This is a genomic window from Ferrimonas lipolytica, assembly GCF_012295575.1.
Classification (GTDB): Bacteria; Pseudomonadota; Gammaproteobacteria; order Enterobacterales; family Shewanellaceae; genus Ferrimonas; species Ferrimonas lipolytica.
Window position 1 is genome coordinate 2,618,406 of sequence record NZ_CP051180.1, and the last position, 14,170, is coordinate 2,632,575.

Annotated in this window: 13 protein-coding genes; 4 read left to right on the forward strand and 9 right to left on the reverse strand. The window is 50.9% G+C overall.

Annotated features, from left to right (window positions below; genetic code table 11):
- Positions 1-677 precede the first annotated feature (677 nt).
- The 4 genes from thrC to HER31_RS12015 all read right to left on the reverse strand — a co-directional run bounded on the left by thrC (position 678) and on the right by HER31_RS12015 (position 6,260).
- Positions 678-1,961: a threonine synthase gene (gene thrC / locus HER31_RS12000; protein WP_168660808.1), complete on the reverse strand. Its 1,284-nt coding sequence runs from the start codon at positions 1,959-1,961 to the stop codon at positions 678-680.
- Positions 1,948-2,895: a homoserine kinase gene (thrB, locus tag HER31_RS12005; RefSeq protein WP_168660809.1), complete on the reverse strand. Its 948-nt coding sequence runs from the start codon at positions 2,893-2,895 to the stop codon at positions 1,948-1,950. The genes thrC and thrB overlap by 14 nt, the downstream gene beginning before the upstream one ends.
- Positions 2,895-5,354, reverse strand: coding sequence for a bifunctional aspartate kinase/homoserine dehydrogenase I (gene thrA / locus HER31_RS12010; RefSeq protein ID WP_168660810.1), 2,460 nt, complete (start codon positions 5,352-5,354; stop codon positions 2,895-2,897). Before thrA ends, thrB begins: the two co-directional genes overlap by 1 nt.
- Before the next feature lie 228 nt (positions 5,355-5,582).
- Positions 5,583-6,260, reverse strand: a complete 678-nt coding sequence (locus HER31_RS12015) for a tRNA/rRNA methyltransferase (RefSeq protein ID WP_168660811.1) — start codon at positions 6,258-6,260, stop codon at positions 5,583-5,585.
- Positions 6,261-6,438: 178 nt separating this feature from the next.
- Here HER31_RS12015 and aceK point away from each other — a divergent pair, with 178 nt between their 5' ends.
- The 4 genes from aceK (at position 6,439) to HER31_RS12035 (ending at position 10,864) form a co-directional block, all read left to right on the forward strand.
- On the forward strand, positions 6,439-8,142 hold the full coding sequence (aceK, locus tag HER31_RS12020) for a bifunctional isocitrate dehydrogenase kinase/phosphatase (RefSeq protein WP_168660812.1): 1,704 nt from the start codon (positions 6,439-6,441) through the stop codon (positions 8,140-8,142).
- Positions 8,143-8,225: 83 nt separating this feature from the next.
- The gene (locus HER31_RS12025; protein ID WP_168660813.1) at positions 8,226-8,825 is read left to right on the forward strand and encodes an FKBP-type peptidyl-prolyl cis-trans isomerase; all 600 of its coding nucleotides are present in this window, start codon (positions 8,226-8,228) and stop codon (positions 8,823-8,825) included.
- Positions 8,826-9,422: 597 nt separating this feature from the next.
- The gene (locus HER31_RS12030) at positions 9,423-9,644 is read left to right on the forward strand and encodes a hypothetical protein (RefSeq protein ID WP_168660814.1); all 222 of its coding nucleotides are present in this window, start codon (positions 9,423-9,425) and stop codon (positions 9,642-9,644) included.
- Entirely contained in the window at positions 9,644-10,864 is a 1,221-nt protein-coding gene (locus HER31_RS12035) for an MFS transporter (RefSeq protein ID WP_168660815.1), read from the forward strand. Before HER31_RS12030 ends, HER31_RS12035 begins: the two co-directional genes overlap by 1 nt.
- Positions 10,865-10,963: 99 nt before the next feature.
- Here the strand turns inward: HER31_RS12035 and HER31_RS12040 are convergent, their stop codons facing one another.
- The 5 genes from HER31_RS12040 to HER31_RS12060 all read right to left on the reverse strand — a co-directional run bounded on the left by HER31_RS12040 (position 10,964) and on the right by HER31_RS12060 (position 14,142).
- Positions 10,964-11,950, reverse strand: coding sequence for a permease (locus tag HER31_RS12040; protein ID WP_168660816.1), 987 nt, complete (start codon positions 11,948-11,950; stop codon positions 10,964-10,966).
- A 4-nt stretch (positions 11,951-11,954) separates the two neighbouring features.
- The gene (locus HER31_RS12045; protein ID WP_168660817.1) at positions 11,955-12,647 is read right to left on the reverse strand and encodes an aromatic aminobenezylarsenical efflux permease ArsG family transporter; all 693 of its coding nucleotides are present in this window, start codon (positions 12,645-12,647) and stop codon (positions 11,955-11,957) included.
- Positions 12,640-13,119 carry a nitrophenyl compound nitroreductase subunit ArsF family protein gene (locus HER31_RS12050; protein ID WP_168660818.1) on the reverse strand — a complete coding sequence of 160 codons (480 nt, stop codon included), beginning with the start codon at positions 13,117-13,119 and terminating at the stop codon, positions 12,640-12,642. The genes HER31_RS12045 and HER31_RS12050 overlap by 8 nt, the downstream gene beginning before the upstream one ends.
- A 26-nt stretch (positions 13,120-13,145) precedes the next feature.
- A complete protein-coding gene (locus tag HER31_RS12055) occupies positions 13,146-13,388 on the reverse strand; it encodes a thioredoxin family protein (RefSeq protein WP_168660819.1) in 243 nt (80 codons plus the stop codon).
- Positions 13,389-13,659: 271 nt separating this feature from the next.
- Complete coding sequence (locus HER31_RS12060) at positions 13,660-14,142, reverse strand: nitrophenyl compound nitroreductase subunit ArsF family protein (protein ID WP_168660820.1); 483 nt, start codon at positions 14,140-14,142, stop codon at positions 13,660-13,662.
- Between the last annotated feature and the right edge of the window lie 28 nt (positions 14,143-14,170).

Here is a 14,170-nt window from a genome sequence, read left to right on the forward strand (position 1 = left end):
TATTACAGCAGTTCGTAATACTATTACCTCGTCGAAGGCACTTTTTCACAAGGAATAGAATTAACCTTAACGCGCTTAATGTATTTCTCATTGTGGCTAGCTTAAAGGCTGTGTACCAACAACTAAGTGTTGTTGTTTCCAATGCTGGTAAAGCACCGGCTAGGCGAGTGTTGGTACAAGGGCAAAGCACTACCGCCGTTGCTCTTGCGCCGCATTAGAGCAGTCCAGCGAAGCGTTTTGAACTGCGACCTAAGGCAAGGGACGATTGCAAAGGGGGCGAAGCGCCCCCCTAATGCATACAAGAATATGCCGCCGCCACCGCGACATAACCCCTTAAGAGGGCTGCAACCGGTATTGATATAAACCTCAACAGTTAACTGTGTCACAGCCAACTTAAAGGTATTGAATATGCCGCGGCAAAGATATAAATAAAGCTCGCCGAAATCGGCTGCTTGGCCTCATCTACTGGGCAAGCTCACAATTGCCTTTTGGCATAGCAATAGTGCCAGTGTTACCAACAGCCTAGCGGGGTAGCTACTCGGCACAATGTCAGATTTACTTGTACATGCCCGAGTTATGAACAGCTCAGTTAAAGCCAAAGCACGCAGAAAAGTATGATCTCTCCTGCGTGCTCAATCCAATAGCGATAACAAACAACAGCTCGGTGCTGTGCCTGCTTATCCGTTCAGTTGCTGCTGCAGATAATCAGCAAATTGGTCAAAGTCGGCAGATAGCTTGCTGCTCAATAGTGGCTTGTCGGCAACCGCCGCTAACGGCGCTGGCAGTGTTAGCTTTACCTTTAAGATATCTTCTACCGATTCCTTAAACTTAGCTGGATGGGCAGTACCTAAGAACACCCCCACCTCACCAGGCTGTAAGAACTGTTCTAATGCGGCACTGGCTACCGCCGCATGCGGCTCGCTACGATAACCGCCAGCGTCCAACAGCTTCATCTGGGCGGCAGTTTGCTGCTCATCAATACATACAGAAGCTATGCTCGACAACGGCCAACCTTGGCGCTGGCATAGCACTTCAACCCGGGGCCAGTTATTAGGGCTGGTTACGTCCATCGCATTAGATAGGGTGTTATGCACCGCTTGTGGTTGCCAATTACCGGTCTCCAAATAGCGCGGTACGGTATCATTAAGGTTGGTCGCCGCCACAAAACGTTTGATAGGCAGCCCCATCGCTTTGCCAATTAACCCTGCAGTAAGGTTGCCAAAGTTACCGGATGGCACCGAGATCACTGCTTGGTTGCGTTTGTCCGCTGGTAACTGAGCTATCGCTTCAAAGTAGTAACAGATCTGCGCCAGTAAACGAGCGATGTTGATGGAGTTGGCCGAGGTAAGTCCATACTTCTGTTTCAAATCGGGATCTGAAAACGCCTGTTTTACCAACTGTTGGCAATCGTCAAAGCTACCATCCACGGCAACGGTACGAATGTTATCGCCTAAGGTGCAAAACATCTTCTCTTGCAACTCGCTAATGCCACCGTCAGGGTACAGCACCACCACATTGATGTTCGCTAAGCCGTAGAAGGCATCTGCCACCGCCGCGCCAGTATCACCACTGGTGGCAGTAAGAATGGTTAGCGGTTTATCACCGGCAAAGGCACTTAAGCACTGCGCCAAGAAGCGCGCACCAAAATCTTTAAACGCAAGTGTCGGACCATGGAACAACTCTAAACAATATTGCTGCTCCTTCGCCGCACAAAGCTGCAATGGAAAGTTAAAGGCATTGGCCACTAACGCATCAACTTTATCTTGCCCTAGCTCATCCGCCAGCAGTGCACCTAATACCTGCTGCGAGCGCTCAACAAACGGCAACTGCAACAACGCTTCGATATCTAATTGAGGTAGGGTGTCAGGAAAGAACAACCCATATTGCTCACCTAAACCACGCAGGACGGCTTGACGAAAATCGACCTGCTCAGCGGCGACATTGAGGTTAGTTAACTGCATTGAGTTGGTGCTCCATATATTGCACGCCTTGTCGTGCCAAACGGCACACACGCACAAGTCCATATTGATTGGTTACGTAATGAGTTTGCAGGTAATCCGCGCCTTGCTTAGCCAGCTGCTCGTCGCGGCATACGGCAAATAGGGTTGGTCCAGAACCGGAGATCCCTACCGCTTCAAAGCCTAACTGCTGAAGCTGTAGCTTGGCTGCTTGATAGCCTGGTATATGTGCGGCCCGATGGGGCTCAGCCAATACATCGTTGAGCACTGCCAGTGCTTGTTGTTCATCTTGGCGATAGCATGCAGCGACAAAGGTAGCCAGTTGTTGGCCAAAGCCAATGGTGGTTGTCATTGGTACATCACTGGGCAACAACGCTCGCATCTTTGCGGTGGAAAGGGTGATGCCCGGATAGGCTACTAACCAATACCAGTTATCAAAACAAGGTAGCGGCTGGGCATCATCCGCCAGCATGAGTTGCATGCCACCAAGGTAGCTTGGGGCAACGTTATCAAAATGCACTGAGCCGGAGATCTCACCTTCCAACTCGCCCATAAACTGCAGCAACTGTTGCGGCTCAAGTGGATCATCAAAATAGCGGTTAAGAGCAGCCAGTGCTGCCACTACTGAGCTGGCACTGCTACCAAGACCAGAGCCTATCGGCAGGTTTTTCTCGAGGGTTAACGCCAGCCCTTGGCACTGCGGGGCATGGCGTTCAATAAAACGCTCGGCACAGCGCTCCACAATGTTGCCTTGTTTGGGTAAAAAATGGGCGTAATCACCGCGGCATTCAAGGCTAATTCCCTGTCCTGCGGTAACGGTTACCACATCGCCAAAAGGTTGCTCGACATAAAGCGGCTCTAACGCCGCACCAAGTAAGTCAAAGCCAACACTAACGTTACCCATTGAGGCCGGTGCGTATACAGATACACTTTTCATTACGCCTCCCGTTGCCACGCTTGAGTGCGCAGCACATCGGCAAATACCCCGGCGGCAGTAACCGCAGCACCGGCACCATAGCCTCGTAATACGAACGGCAGCGGGTTGTAGTAGCGGCTGTAGAACGCCAAGGCGTTTTCACCGCCTTTGATGTTATACAGTGGATGCGCTGGCCCAACCGCCTGTACTTCGATATGGCATTTGCCTTCATTATCGATGGCACCAACGTAACGCAGTACCTTGCCTTGTGCTTTGGCTGCCGCCACCCGCTGCGCCACTGCCGCATCAGCTTTAGGCAGGTTCGCCATAAAGGTGTCGTTGTCGCCGCTGGCGTCAAACTCCGCAGGCAATACACTCTCAATGTTGAGATCAGCAAGCTCCAGCGGCATGCCCGCCTCACGAGCCAAGATCAGCACTTTACGGGCGACATCCATACCGGACAGATCTTCACGAGGATCCGGCTCGGTAAAGCCCTTATCGCGGGCCTTAGTTGTGGCTTCCGACAAGGTTAAGCCCTCTTCCAGTAAGCCAAATATGTAAGAGAGTGAGCCAGATAAGATCCCCGAGAACTGCTGCAGTTCATCGCCAGCTCGCAGCAACCCTTGCAGGTTATCGATTACCGGCAAACCAGCACCAACGTTAGCTTCGTACAGGAACTGGCGTTTGTGTTCCCGCGCTACTTTGCGCAGTTGATGGTATTTCGCCATCGAATCGGTGTTGGCCTTTTTATTAGGGGTTACCACGTGCCACCCTAGTGCCATCGCTTGCAGATAGAACTCGGCTACCTGATCTGAAGCGGTGCAATCGACAAACACAGGGTTAACTAGGTGAGCATCACGGGCAAAGTGCAGCAATCGCTCCATATCGAGCGCGTCCGCTTGCGGTAGTTCGTCTTGCCAGTGTTCAAAGGCCAAGCCATCAGCGCGCAGTAGCATCTGCCTCGAGTTGGTCACACCACAAAGGCGAATAGCGATATTGTGCTCTTTCAGGTGCGGTTGTTGCTCGGCAATCTGATTGATAAGTTCAATACCAACGTTACCTGCCCCTACAACCACAACATCAATGGATTGGCGGCGAACAAAGAAGTTCTCGTGACATAAGCGCAGTGCGTTGCTGGCTTGGCTTTGTGCAACAACGGCAGAGATAGCGCGCTCTGAACTGCCTTGAGCAATTGCCAGTACCGACGCACTGGCCTGTGACAACGCCTTGAAGAAATGCGCCGCCACGCCTTTGCGGGTTTTCATGCCATCACCAACCAAGGTAACAATGGCAAGGTCGCGCTGCACATCAATAGGGTCAAGCAGTTGTTGCTTTAGCTCGAGTTCAAACGCTTGGTTCAAAGCCTTAAGAGCTGCAGGGCCGCCATCGGCATTAATACAAAACGAGATAGAGTATTCCGACGAGCTTTGGGTAATCAAGGTTACCGATACCCCGGCCTGAGCCATCGCCGCAAAAACACGGCTAGCCATGCCAACCATCCCTTTCATACCCGGCCCAGACACACTGATCATCCACTGGTCTTTGAGCTGGCTTATCGCTTTAACCAACGAGTTAGAGGCTTCAGTACGAGCGTGGATAAGGGTACCGGCGGAGTCTGGGTTTAGAGTATTACGAATACGGCAGGGAATATGGTGTTGAGCAATAGGAGCGATAGTACGCGGGTGCAGCACTGAGGCACCAAAATAGGACAGCTCCATCGCTTCTTCGTAGCTCAGGCTTGGCACCAATTGCGCATCATCAATCAGGCGTGGGTCGAGGTTGTAAACCCCATCGACGTCGGTCCAGATCTCGCAACTATCGGCATGCAGACAAGCGGCCATAACAGCGGCGGAGTAATCGGAACCGTTACGACCAAGGGTAACGGTTTCGCCTAGGTCGTTGGCTGCGGTAAAGCCCGGCACCAACCACACTCGGTTATCACCTAACGGCAGCTGCGCCAGATTAACTCGGCTGCGCTCGATATCAACTTCTGCCGATAGATAAGGGCCACTAGCAAGCAGCGATTGGCGCGGGTCGAGGCTAGCGACCGGCCAAGGCGCGTCTGCAAACAGCGCTTGGAGCATGGCGACTGATAGGCGTTCGCCGGTAACCATCAGTTGTGCAGTTACTTCATCGGGGCAGCGCTGCAGTAATGCCACGCCCTGCAGCAATTGTTGCAGTTGGTTCGCTTCGCTTTGCCATTGCTGCGTAAGCTGCTGTTGTGCCGTGTTAGTTAGCGTTGGGGTTAGGCCTAAGATGATCTGTTCAATATTGCTTTGCAGTTGCGCAAACGCTGGGGTTGGAAACTGCCCCTGTGACGCTTGCGTTGCAGCTAACTCAAGTAGATTCGTGATCCCTGCTGGTGCAGACACAACCAACATCACCGGAAACTGGCTCGCTTCGGTGCTAACCAGTTGCGCCACACGCTGCAACTTAGCCGCATCCGCCAGCGATGAACCGCCAAATTTCATTACTTTCATCTTATTTTTCCTTTGCCCTACGCCTTAAAAAGCACAAAGCCCGCTCTGGTGGGAGCGGGCTTTGTTATATTTGGATGATAAATCCGAGGTACTGCTAGCCCGCCCTCAACCCGAAGGTTGTGGTAATCGTAGTAATTACTAGGGTTGCGGCTACAGCGTTAAAATTCACATTCAGTTCCTCGTTAATCTCCCTTCTACATTCAGTGTTTACAGACCAATTGTCAACGCTCACTTAATAGCTTTTTCAATATCACCTAATAACAAATGCAACATAGCTACATCTCGCTGGCTTAGGGTTCCAACGCTATCGGCAACCCAGCGGCGCAAGGGCTCTTGCTCTGAAACATCTAATTTATCAAGTAGTTGAACACTTCGTTGTTTAAGTGCTTTGAACTGCGCTTGGTTCGCCTCAGCTTCCGTTGGCGGCGGCAATTGAGAAAACTCATAGGCGTACAACATGATTGCCTGACCCAAGTTAAGTGACGGGTAAGGATTAGCCAATGGGATGGTGGTCAGCAAATCCACTAACGCTAAGTCTGCATTAGCAAGGCCTGAGGCTTCACAACCAAACACCACAGCTACTTTATTAACGCTGCTCGCCAACAGTTGTACCTGCTTAGCGGCATCGTTAGGGCTGTGTAAGCGACGTTTGTCTCCCCGTTTACGGGCGGTGGTGGCGAAGCTTAAATCGATATCAGCCAGAGCTGAGGCCAAGTCGTCAAAGTGTTCTGCGCTATCTAAAATCTGCTGGCTACCGTGGGCCGTCCACTGCGCTTCATCGCTTTGATGAGCAACAGAATTAACCACCCGTAGTTTGTCGAACCCCATGGTGTTCATCGCTCGTGCGGCAGCGCCAACGTTTTCACCGCGTTGGGGTGATACCAAAATAAAATACAGTTCAGCCATCTATCCTCCAGCTTTAGGCTGCCAAGGTTAACGCCACCGGTTGTAGAAGCAAGCATCAACGATTGCCAATCGTGCTTATGAGGATTAGTTTTACAGTAATAACACTACAAAGCCGCTGAAATTATGCGCGATATGCCAACCGAATTGGCATTTTTCCCGATGTGACATCAAAGGAGTGATGATGAACTCTTCGGCCCCATCCTACTTGGCTTACCAAATTTTGGCAGGCTTCGATAAACACTTCCGGCTATTTATGCGGATATCTCGTGGCGCTAAGGAAAACTTTATCCAACAGGATTGGGTACAGGCTAACAATAACCAAGTAAAGCGGATCAAGCTCTACAGCCAGCAGGTTAGCTTGCAAACGCAGAAGCTGATTGAGCAGTTGGATCAGCCGGTGATCTCCACCGACTTGTGGCGCGACACCAAAAAGGCCTACAGCAAGCTGCTTGAGGGACACCCACAAGCAGAAGTAGCAGAGACCTTCTTTAACTCGGTATTTTCTCGCCTGTTTCGCCATCGGGGCCTCGATGAACAACACCTATTTTTGCATACTAAAGTGCGCAAACGTCCGCCCTTTCAGCCAGAAAAACTCAGTAAGTATCGCTTCTTTGGTAATGACCCCACCACCGCCTTAAGCGAGCTAATTAACCCCCGCAGGTTCCAACGCCCGTTCGCAGATTTAGAGCAAGACTTAGCACTGGTATGGCAGCGCTTAGAGCCCATTGTTAGTGCCAATCAGTACAATCGGGTTGAGCTGCTTAACTGTGTGTTTTATCGCAACAAAGGCGCCTATTTGGTGGGTCGGTTAATTGGTCCCCGCGGCTTTGCACCGCTGTTGCTACCAATACGCCACAGCGACAACGGGCTCTACATCGATGCGGTGTTAAGCAATCAAGATGACTTGTCAGTGGTGTTCAGTTTTACCCGCGCCTACTTTATGGTGAATACCGATCATCCGGGCATGCTGGTTAGCTATCTCAAACAGTTAATGCCTCGTAAAACTTGGGCTGAGCTCTACAGCGCCCTCGGATTGCAAAAACACGGTAAAACCGAATTCTATCGCAGCTTCCTCCATCACCTTGATCACAGCGACGATAAGTTTGATGTCGCTCCGGGGATCAAAGGCATGGTGATGTCGGTATTTACCCTTCCGTCGCTACCTATGGTGTTTAAGATCATTAAGGATGAGTTTGCCCCGCCCAAAGAGGTCACCAAAGAGGACGTTAAGTCTAAATACGATTTGGTAAAACAACACGACCGGGTTGGTCGCATGGCTGACACCCAAGAGTTCAGCAACTTTGTCTTTCCTCGAGAGCGTTTTAGCCAAGCATTGATCGATGAGCTTCTGAAAGTTGCCTCACAAGAGATTGAACTCACCGACACTCATATAATTATTCATCATCTCTATGCTGAGCGGCGCATGGTGCCACTCAACATGTACCTCGATGGCGCCACCCAAGAGCAGATTGACCACGCCATCTATGAATACGGCTTGGCAATAAAACAGTTGGCGTCGGTGAACATCTTCCCCGGCGATATGCTGTTTAAAAACTTTGGCTTAACCCGGCATAACCGAGTGGTGTTCTACGATTACGACGAGATAAGCTACATGACCGAATGTAACTTTAGAACCATTCCCAAAGCTCAGACCCTTGAACAAGAGATGGCCGCCGAACCGTGGTTTTCTATCGGTCCTAACGATGTTTTCCCGGAGGAGTTTGGCCACTTTTTGTTAGCAAGGCCGAGCATTCGTCAGGCGTTTTTACCGCACCACCAAGATCTACTTACCGCCGAGTACTGGCAACAGATCAAGGATAACGTTGCCGCGGAAAAGATCCCAGATGTATACCCTTACCGCCGTGACTGCCGCCTGCGTTAGGAAAAAGTGCTATCGGGATCATAGCGTCGATAGGCTTTGATCCCGTAAGATGCGTCTTTAATCCCAATAACTGGAGCTGTCTGATGATTATCGACGCCAAAACCGTTGTAACTATCCACTACCGTCTGCACAACAGTGCTGGCGAGAAGATTGAAGAGTCGTTTGGCGGCGCTCCGATGGAATACCTGCACGGTGCACAGAACCTGATCCCAGGCTTAGAAGCGCAACTGCAAGGCAAAAAAGCAGGTGATACCTTCACTGCAGACATCGCTGAAGAAGACGCTTACGGCGCTATCGAGCCTGGCCTAGTACAAGAAGTACCACTGTCTGCCTTTGAAGGCGTAGACGACATCATCCCTGGTACTCGCTTTATGGCACAAACCGAACAAGGCCCACGCCCTGTTGTTGTGACCGAAGTGAAAGACGATACCGTTATCGTTGATGGTAACCACCCAATGGCTGGTCAAGCGCTGTCTTTTTACGTAGAAGTAGCAGACGTTCGTGCTGCCACCGAAGATGAAGTGGCTCACGGCCATCCTCATCAAGAAGGCGGCTGCTGCGGTGGCGGCGGTTGTGGCTCTCACGACCACGACCATAGCCACGATGACGACCACGAATGTTGTGGTGGCTCAGGCGACTGCGCCAAAGGCGACGATTGCTGCGGCGGCCACGGCCACCACTAAGCAAACCGCTTTTTGCTTATAACGAAGCCCGCCTAGTGCGGGCTTTTTGTTGTTTGAGTGGCGGTTAACTGCCCCGCCACGGGTAGCTAACCAGCGAATTTATCATCAGCAACACTCAGACATTACGGTATATCAAACACATAACGATAAGTCTGCCTCACGGACTTAAGCGCGCCGCACCAATGCACCTGCTATCCATTTCAAACAGACCAACTTTTAGGCTGCGTCGTAGTTAGCTGTGGAGGTTTATATCAAGCCTGCGACTCTACCGATTGCAGTACTCTTAAGGGTTATGTAGCGATGGCCCCCCCTTGCCTTAGGTCGCAGTCCAAAACGCTTCGCTGGGCAACTCCAATGCGCCACAAGAGCAACGGCGGTAGTGCTTTGCCCTTGGCTCAACACTCGCCTAGCCGGTGCTTTAACTGCATTGGAAAGAACAACACTTAATTGGCACACGGCCAATTTTTATCCGCGCAGTAGCTACATTCATACTGCTAGGTACTTCACAAAAAACGTGATCATTGCGACATAATCTTTGCCGATAAAGCCACCACTGCATACAATTTCGCCCTCTTTTTCCCCATTGTTGGAACGGTGATGTTAAGTCAATCCCTGCCTGCACAACTTAGCCGTTGGGCATTGGCGCTGATCTGTGCCTTGGTGTTTGTTCACCACTGCCAACCGTTGCGTGATGCTCTGTCTCAAAACGCCGTTGAAGCTGGTTGCCACCAAGGTGATAGCAGCTCAAGCGACCATGCACACCATCATCAACACCCCGCTAGCGATCCCCACGCTGGCCACCATATGAGTCACCATTAATGAGTATCTTCCGCTTTCCAGTGTTAGTTTGGTTGGGAATTGCCACCCTGATCTTCAGTTTAGGGATCCGCCAATCATTTGGTCTATTTATGACTCCGATTGTCGATACCTTCGGTACCGGCCGCGAGTTTTTCAGCCTCGCTATTGCGGTTCAAAATTTGCTGTTTGGCGTTTTCCAACCATTCGTTGGCATGGCTGCTGACCGCTTTGGTGCCAAACGAATTATTGGCCTCGGTGCCATCGCCTATGGCGCCGGCTTATACCTGACCTCCATTACCCAAGAACCGAACATGTTGTTTATCAGTCTTGGGGTCTTAGTCGGGCTCGGCCTCAGTGCCACCAGCTACGTCATCGTATTGGGTGCCATCGCCCGAGTGGTGCCCGCTGAGCATACAGCTAAGGCCTTTGGCTTAACCACTGCTGCCGGCTCCTTTGGTATGTTTGCGGTGATCCCAGGTGCACAGTCGCTATTAGCCGACTACGACTGGCAAACCGCAATGCAGTTTTTTGCCCTGTGTTGCTGTGCAATGGTGGCGTTTGCTTCATTTATGAAGACCAACAACCAAGCTAACCCAGCCGCCGTAGCGATCGCAGAAGATAAACAAAGTCTACGCGAAGCACTGCAAGAAGCCTTTAACCACAAGGGTTACTGGCTTATCCATATGGGCTTTTTTGTCTGCGGCTTCCACGTCATGTTTATCGCTACCCACCTGCCAAGCTATTTGGCGGATAAGGGATTACCGGCCGATACCGCGGCACTGGCATTAGCCTACGTTGGCATTTTCAATATTTTCGGCTCTTACTTCTGGGGTTTGATGGGCGACAGCTACGACAAGCGTTACGTCATGACCTCACTGTACCTGTTGCGTACCGCAGTCATCGCTGCTTTCGTCACCTTGCCTGTCACCGTTAATACCGCCACAATTTTCGGTGCTGCCATCGGCTTCTGTTGGCTCGGAACCGTGCCACTGACCTCCGGTTTAGTGCGGCAGATCTTCGGTGCCAAGTACATGTCGACCCTGTACGGTTTGGTGTTCTTTACCCATCAAGTCGGCAGCTTCTTAGGGGCTTGGGTCGGTGGCCGCATCTACGATTACTACGGCAGCTACGAGCCAATCTGGTGGAGCACAGTGGTATTAGCCTTTGTCGCGGCAATACTGCACCTGCCGATCAACGCTAAGCCATTAGTGCGGCCGTCTGCGCCCATGGTCACTGCGTAACAGCAGCGCTAAACGAACAACGCCCACGTAATGTGGGCGTTGTAGTATTTACCGCTGAATAACTGCAGCAGCGGCATACTCTGTTTTACTCACCACAGCTTAGGCGGAGAGGTTCAGCACCCACCCCATCACAGTAAACGACACCAATAATAGGGTGAATAACAGCGCCAGTAGACGCCACTGCATAACCTGTTTCAACATCACGAACTCAGGGAAACTGGCCGCAACGGTACTCATGCAAAATGCTAGCGTGGTTCCCAGTGGTACCCCTTGCATCAGCAAGCTTTCCAGCACTGGAATAACCCCAGTAGCGTTGGCGTATAGGGGAATGCCCATTAACACTGCCAACGGTACCGACCACCACTGACCATCTCCAAGATTAGCTTCGAGCCAGCCAGCAGGCACAAAACCATGCAGCGCCGCGCCTAAGCTCACCCCAATAACAACCCACTTCCATACCCGGCCAAAGATCTCGCCAGTTTCGTGCTTCGCAAACTCATGCCGTTCAGCCCAAGTTACCGCGCCCTGTGGTTGCTCTTGCTGCTGCGCCGCTGCTGATTGCTGCCCCACCTCGTAAGCTTTGGCCGCTAATGGCTGCAACCAGCGCTCAGCTCGAAGGGCGTCAAGCAAGGCACCGCCAAACATACCAATGGCAATACCGGTAACCGCATACAACAGCGTTAGTTTCAGACCTAACAGGCTAAACAACAGCAAGATAGCCACTTCATTGATAAGGGGGGACGTCAGCAAGAACGCCATGGTGATCCCCACCGGAATACCCGCAGAGGTAAAGCCAAGAAACACCGGAATACTGGAGCAAGAGCAAAACGGCGTAATTGCACCAAACCCCGCCCCTAAGCCGTAACCAATAACCTTAGGCTTACCGGCAAGGTAACCGCGTACTCGCTCCACATTGAGCGATGCTCGTAACCAACCGATGGCGTATATCATCACCACCAACAGGGCAAAAATCTTGGTGGTGTCTTCAATAAAGAAGTGCACCGCATGCCCAAGCTGGGTCTCTGGCGATAACCCAAGTATGTCGTAGGCTAACCAATCAGCTAAAACCGTAAACCACGCTAACATAATGCTATCTCAACAGCGGGACTAAGTAAGACCAGCAGTAGTATCCACCGGCAGCAATAAAGATCACCCCAGAGATGGTTCGCGCTATCTTCTCAATCACGCTTAGCTGCTGAAACATCTTGCCCACCTGCATAGTGCCAAAGTGCAGTAACAGCGCCAGCACCATTACCGGCGCCGCGGTACCGATGCCATAGGCTGCCGGAACAATAAGCGCTGAGTCATTCGCGACCGCCAGCGGCAGTAGTGAAGCGAAAAACAGCGCCGCCGAGGTAGGACAGAACGATAAGGCAAACAAACCACCTAAGCCGAAGGCTCCTAATTGGCCCTTCTTTGCCAAGCGTTGTTGTACTGCATTTGAGATCGACCAATTGGGGGTTGGAATACTGACCCAGCCTAATAAGCAAGCCCCAACTAGCAACAATACCGGCCCCAACACCATGTTCATCTGCGATTGCAAAAAAGCCGATAAGTGCGGTGCTGATAAAGCCGTATGCAGCAGCAAGGTAGCCAGCAATACATAACTGGCCATGCGCCCAGCGCTGTATGCCATACCCATCCACAATGACTGCGATGACTGTTCAACCTGTTTGCTCAGATATGAAACCGCCGCTACGTTGGTTGCCAGTGGACACGGCGAGATCGAGGTAAGTACCCCAAACCACAGGGCACTGCTGAGTATGAGCGCCCATTCAACCATGGTTTTCCCCCAGCATGATGATGCCGATTTGGGCGTAGATGTAATCGGTGAAGCGTTGTTCACTGGTTACCGCATTCCACACCTCATCCAGACGACGCCAAGCTATTGGCTTACCATCCTGTTCAATCTCTAACACCACTGCACGGGTGATCAGCTCGAAATCTTGAATGTAATGGTAGTTTTGAGACTGCTCGAGGTTAGTGATCTTTACATTAACTTGGCCTTGCTCAAGCTGGCTTGCATAACCCTGCTGCATCGCATTTACGGTATAGCGCTCCATCTTCTTACAGGTAGTGCAACGCGCATTGCCGTGGAAGTAATACACATTGAGCTGCTGGTTAGCCGCCAGTTCGATAGGTACCGGCTGATAGTTAATGTTGGTGTCATTACCGGCCTGAGCTGGCGTTGATAACAAACCAAACACTATTAGCAGCGGCGCACATGCCTTCAACAAGTAGGATTGTAGATTCATGAAAACTCCGTTAATGGTCATTGGTATTAGCCGTTAGCGTTGTTAAGTAGCTCGGCAATCGCATTTGCAGCAGGCACCGAACCGGCGCTGGCAACTACACCATTGAGCACAATCGCTGGAGTCGACATCACGCCATAGCCCATGATTTGCGCCATATCAGTTACTTTTTCCAGTTCAAACGGAATCGCTAACTCGGTGGCAACACGCTCTACTTCGGCAGCCAAATTAGTGCATTTTTTACAGCCAGAACCAAGGATCTCAATTTTCATGTTTTACTCCACAATGACTTCAACCAAACCGTTCCGGCCGGCATATTGTTTTTCAATGCAGGTGCGCTATCGCAATGACGCGACCAACATCAATAAAATTACTGTCTTTGACTTACCCTTAATGGCTGCATCAACTCATTCACTTTCTTATTTGGCGCAATGACCAAATATATAAAGCAGTGCTGTGTGCAAACACAGCTAAAACCAATGTTATTACTTAGACGAGTTCAAAATTTTAACTCGAACTGCAGCAACCCCGATTAGCGTGCTACTAGCCGTTCGCAACGTTGGCGGTAATAACGGCCATCTCAGCGTAGATGTAATCAATAAAGGACTGCTCTGCGGTCACTAACTCCCACACTCGGTCAAGGCGACGCCACTGCTGTGGCTGGCCATTTAGTTCCAGCTCAAGCACCACTGAACGAGTGACTAGCTCAAAGTCGTCAATAAAGTGCTCGTTCTCAGCCTCTTCAAGGTTAACGATTTTTAGCTCGATAGCACCTTTACCAACCTGTACTCCATAGCCTTGTTGCAACGCTTCCACGGTGTACTTTTCAATACGTTTGCAGGTTGCACAGCGCGCGTTACCATGGAAGTAATAGACATTAAGCTGCTGATTATTAGTCAGCTCTATTGGAGTTGGTTGATAGTTAATATCGATATTTTTAGGATTGGCGTTTGAGCCCATCGACATCAACCCAACCAGCAATACCAACGGTGTCATTATCATTAACAATGTACTTTTAATCGACATTATTGCTCTCCAGCAGCAATGGGCTAAC

Bases quoted from the DNA above. Each gene is read 5' to 3' on its own strand.
- HER31_RS12055 (WP_168660819.1), bottom strand. From the start codon at position 13,388: ATGAAAATTGAGATCCTTGGTTCTGGCTGTAAAAAATGCACTAATTTG.
- HER31_RS12060 (WP_168660820.1), bottom strand. From the start codon at position 14,142: ATGTCGATTAAAAGTACATTGTTAATGATAATGACACCGTTGGTATTG.
- HER31_RS12030 (WP_168660814.1), top strand. From the start codon at position 9,423: ATGTTAAGTCAATCCCTGCCTGCACAACTTAGCCGTTGGGCATTGGCG.
- HER31_RS12050 (WP_168660818.1), bottom strand. From the start codon at position 13,119: ATGAATCTACAATCCTACTTGTTGAAGGCATGTGCGCCGCTGCTAATA.
- thrC (WP_168660808.1), bottom strand. From the start codon at position 1,961: ATGCAGTTAACTAACCTCAATGTCGCCGCTGAGCAGGTCGATTTTCGT.
- aceK (WP_168660812.1), top strand. From the start codon at position 6,439: ATGATGAACTCTTCGGCCCCATCCTACTTGGCTTACCAAATTTTGGCA.
- thrB (WP_168660809.1), bottom strand. From the start codon at position 2,895: ATGAAAAGTGTATCTGTATACGCACCGGCCTCAATGGGTAACGTTAGT.
- HER31_RS12025 (WP_168660813.1), top strand. From the start codon at position 8,226: ATGATTATCGACGCCAAAACCGTTGTAACTATCCACTACCGTCTGCAC.
- HER31_RS12045 (WP_168660817.1), bottom strand. From the start codon at position 12,647: ATGGTTGAATGGGCGCTCATACTCAGCAGTGCCCTGTGGTTTGGGGTA.
- HER31_RS12015 (WP_168660811.1), bottom strand. From the start codon at position 6,260: ATGGCTGAACTGTATTTTATTTTGGTATCACCCCAACGCGGTGAAAAC.
- thrA (WP_168660810.1), bottom strand. From the start codon at position 5,354: ATGAAAGTAATGAAATTTGGCGGTTCATCGCTGGCGGATGCGGCTAAG.
- HER31_RS12040 (WP_168660816.1), bottom strand. From the start codon at position 11,950: ATGTTAGCGTGGTTTACGGTTTTAGCTGATTGGTTAGCCTACGACATA.
- HER31_RS12035 (WP_168660815.1), top strand. From the start codon at position 9,644: ATGAGTATCTTCCGCTTTCCAGTGTTAGTTTGGTTGGGAATTGCCACC.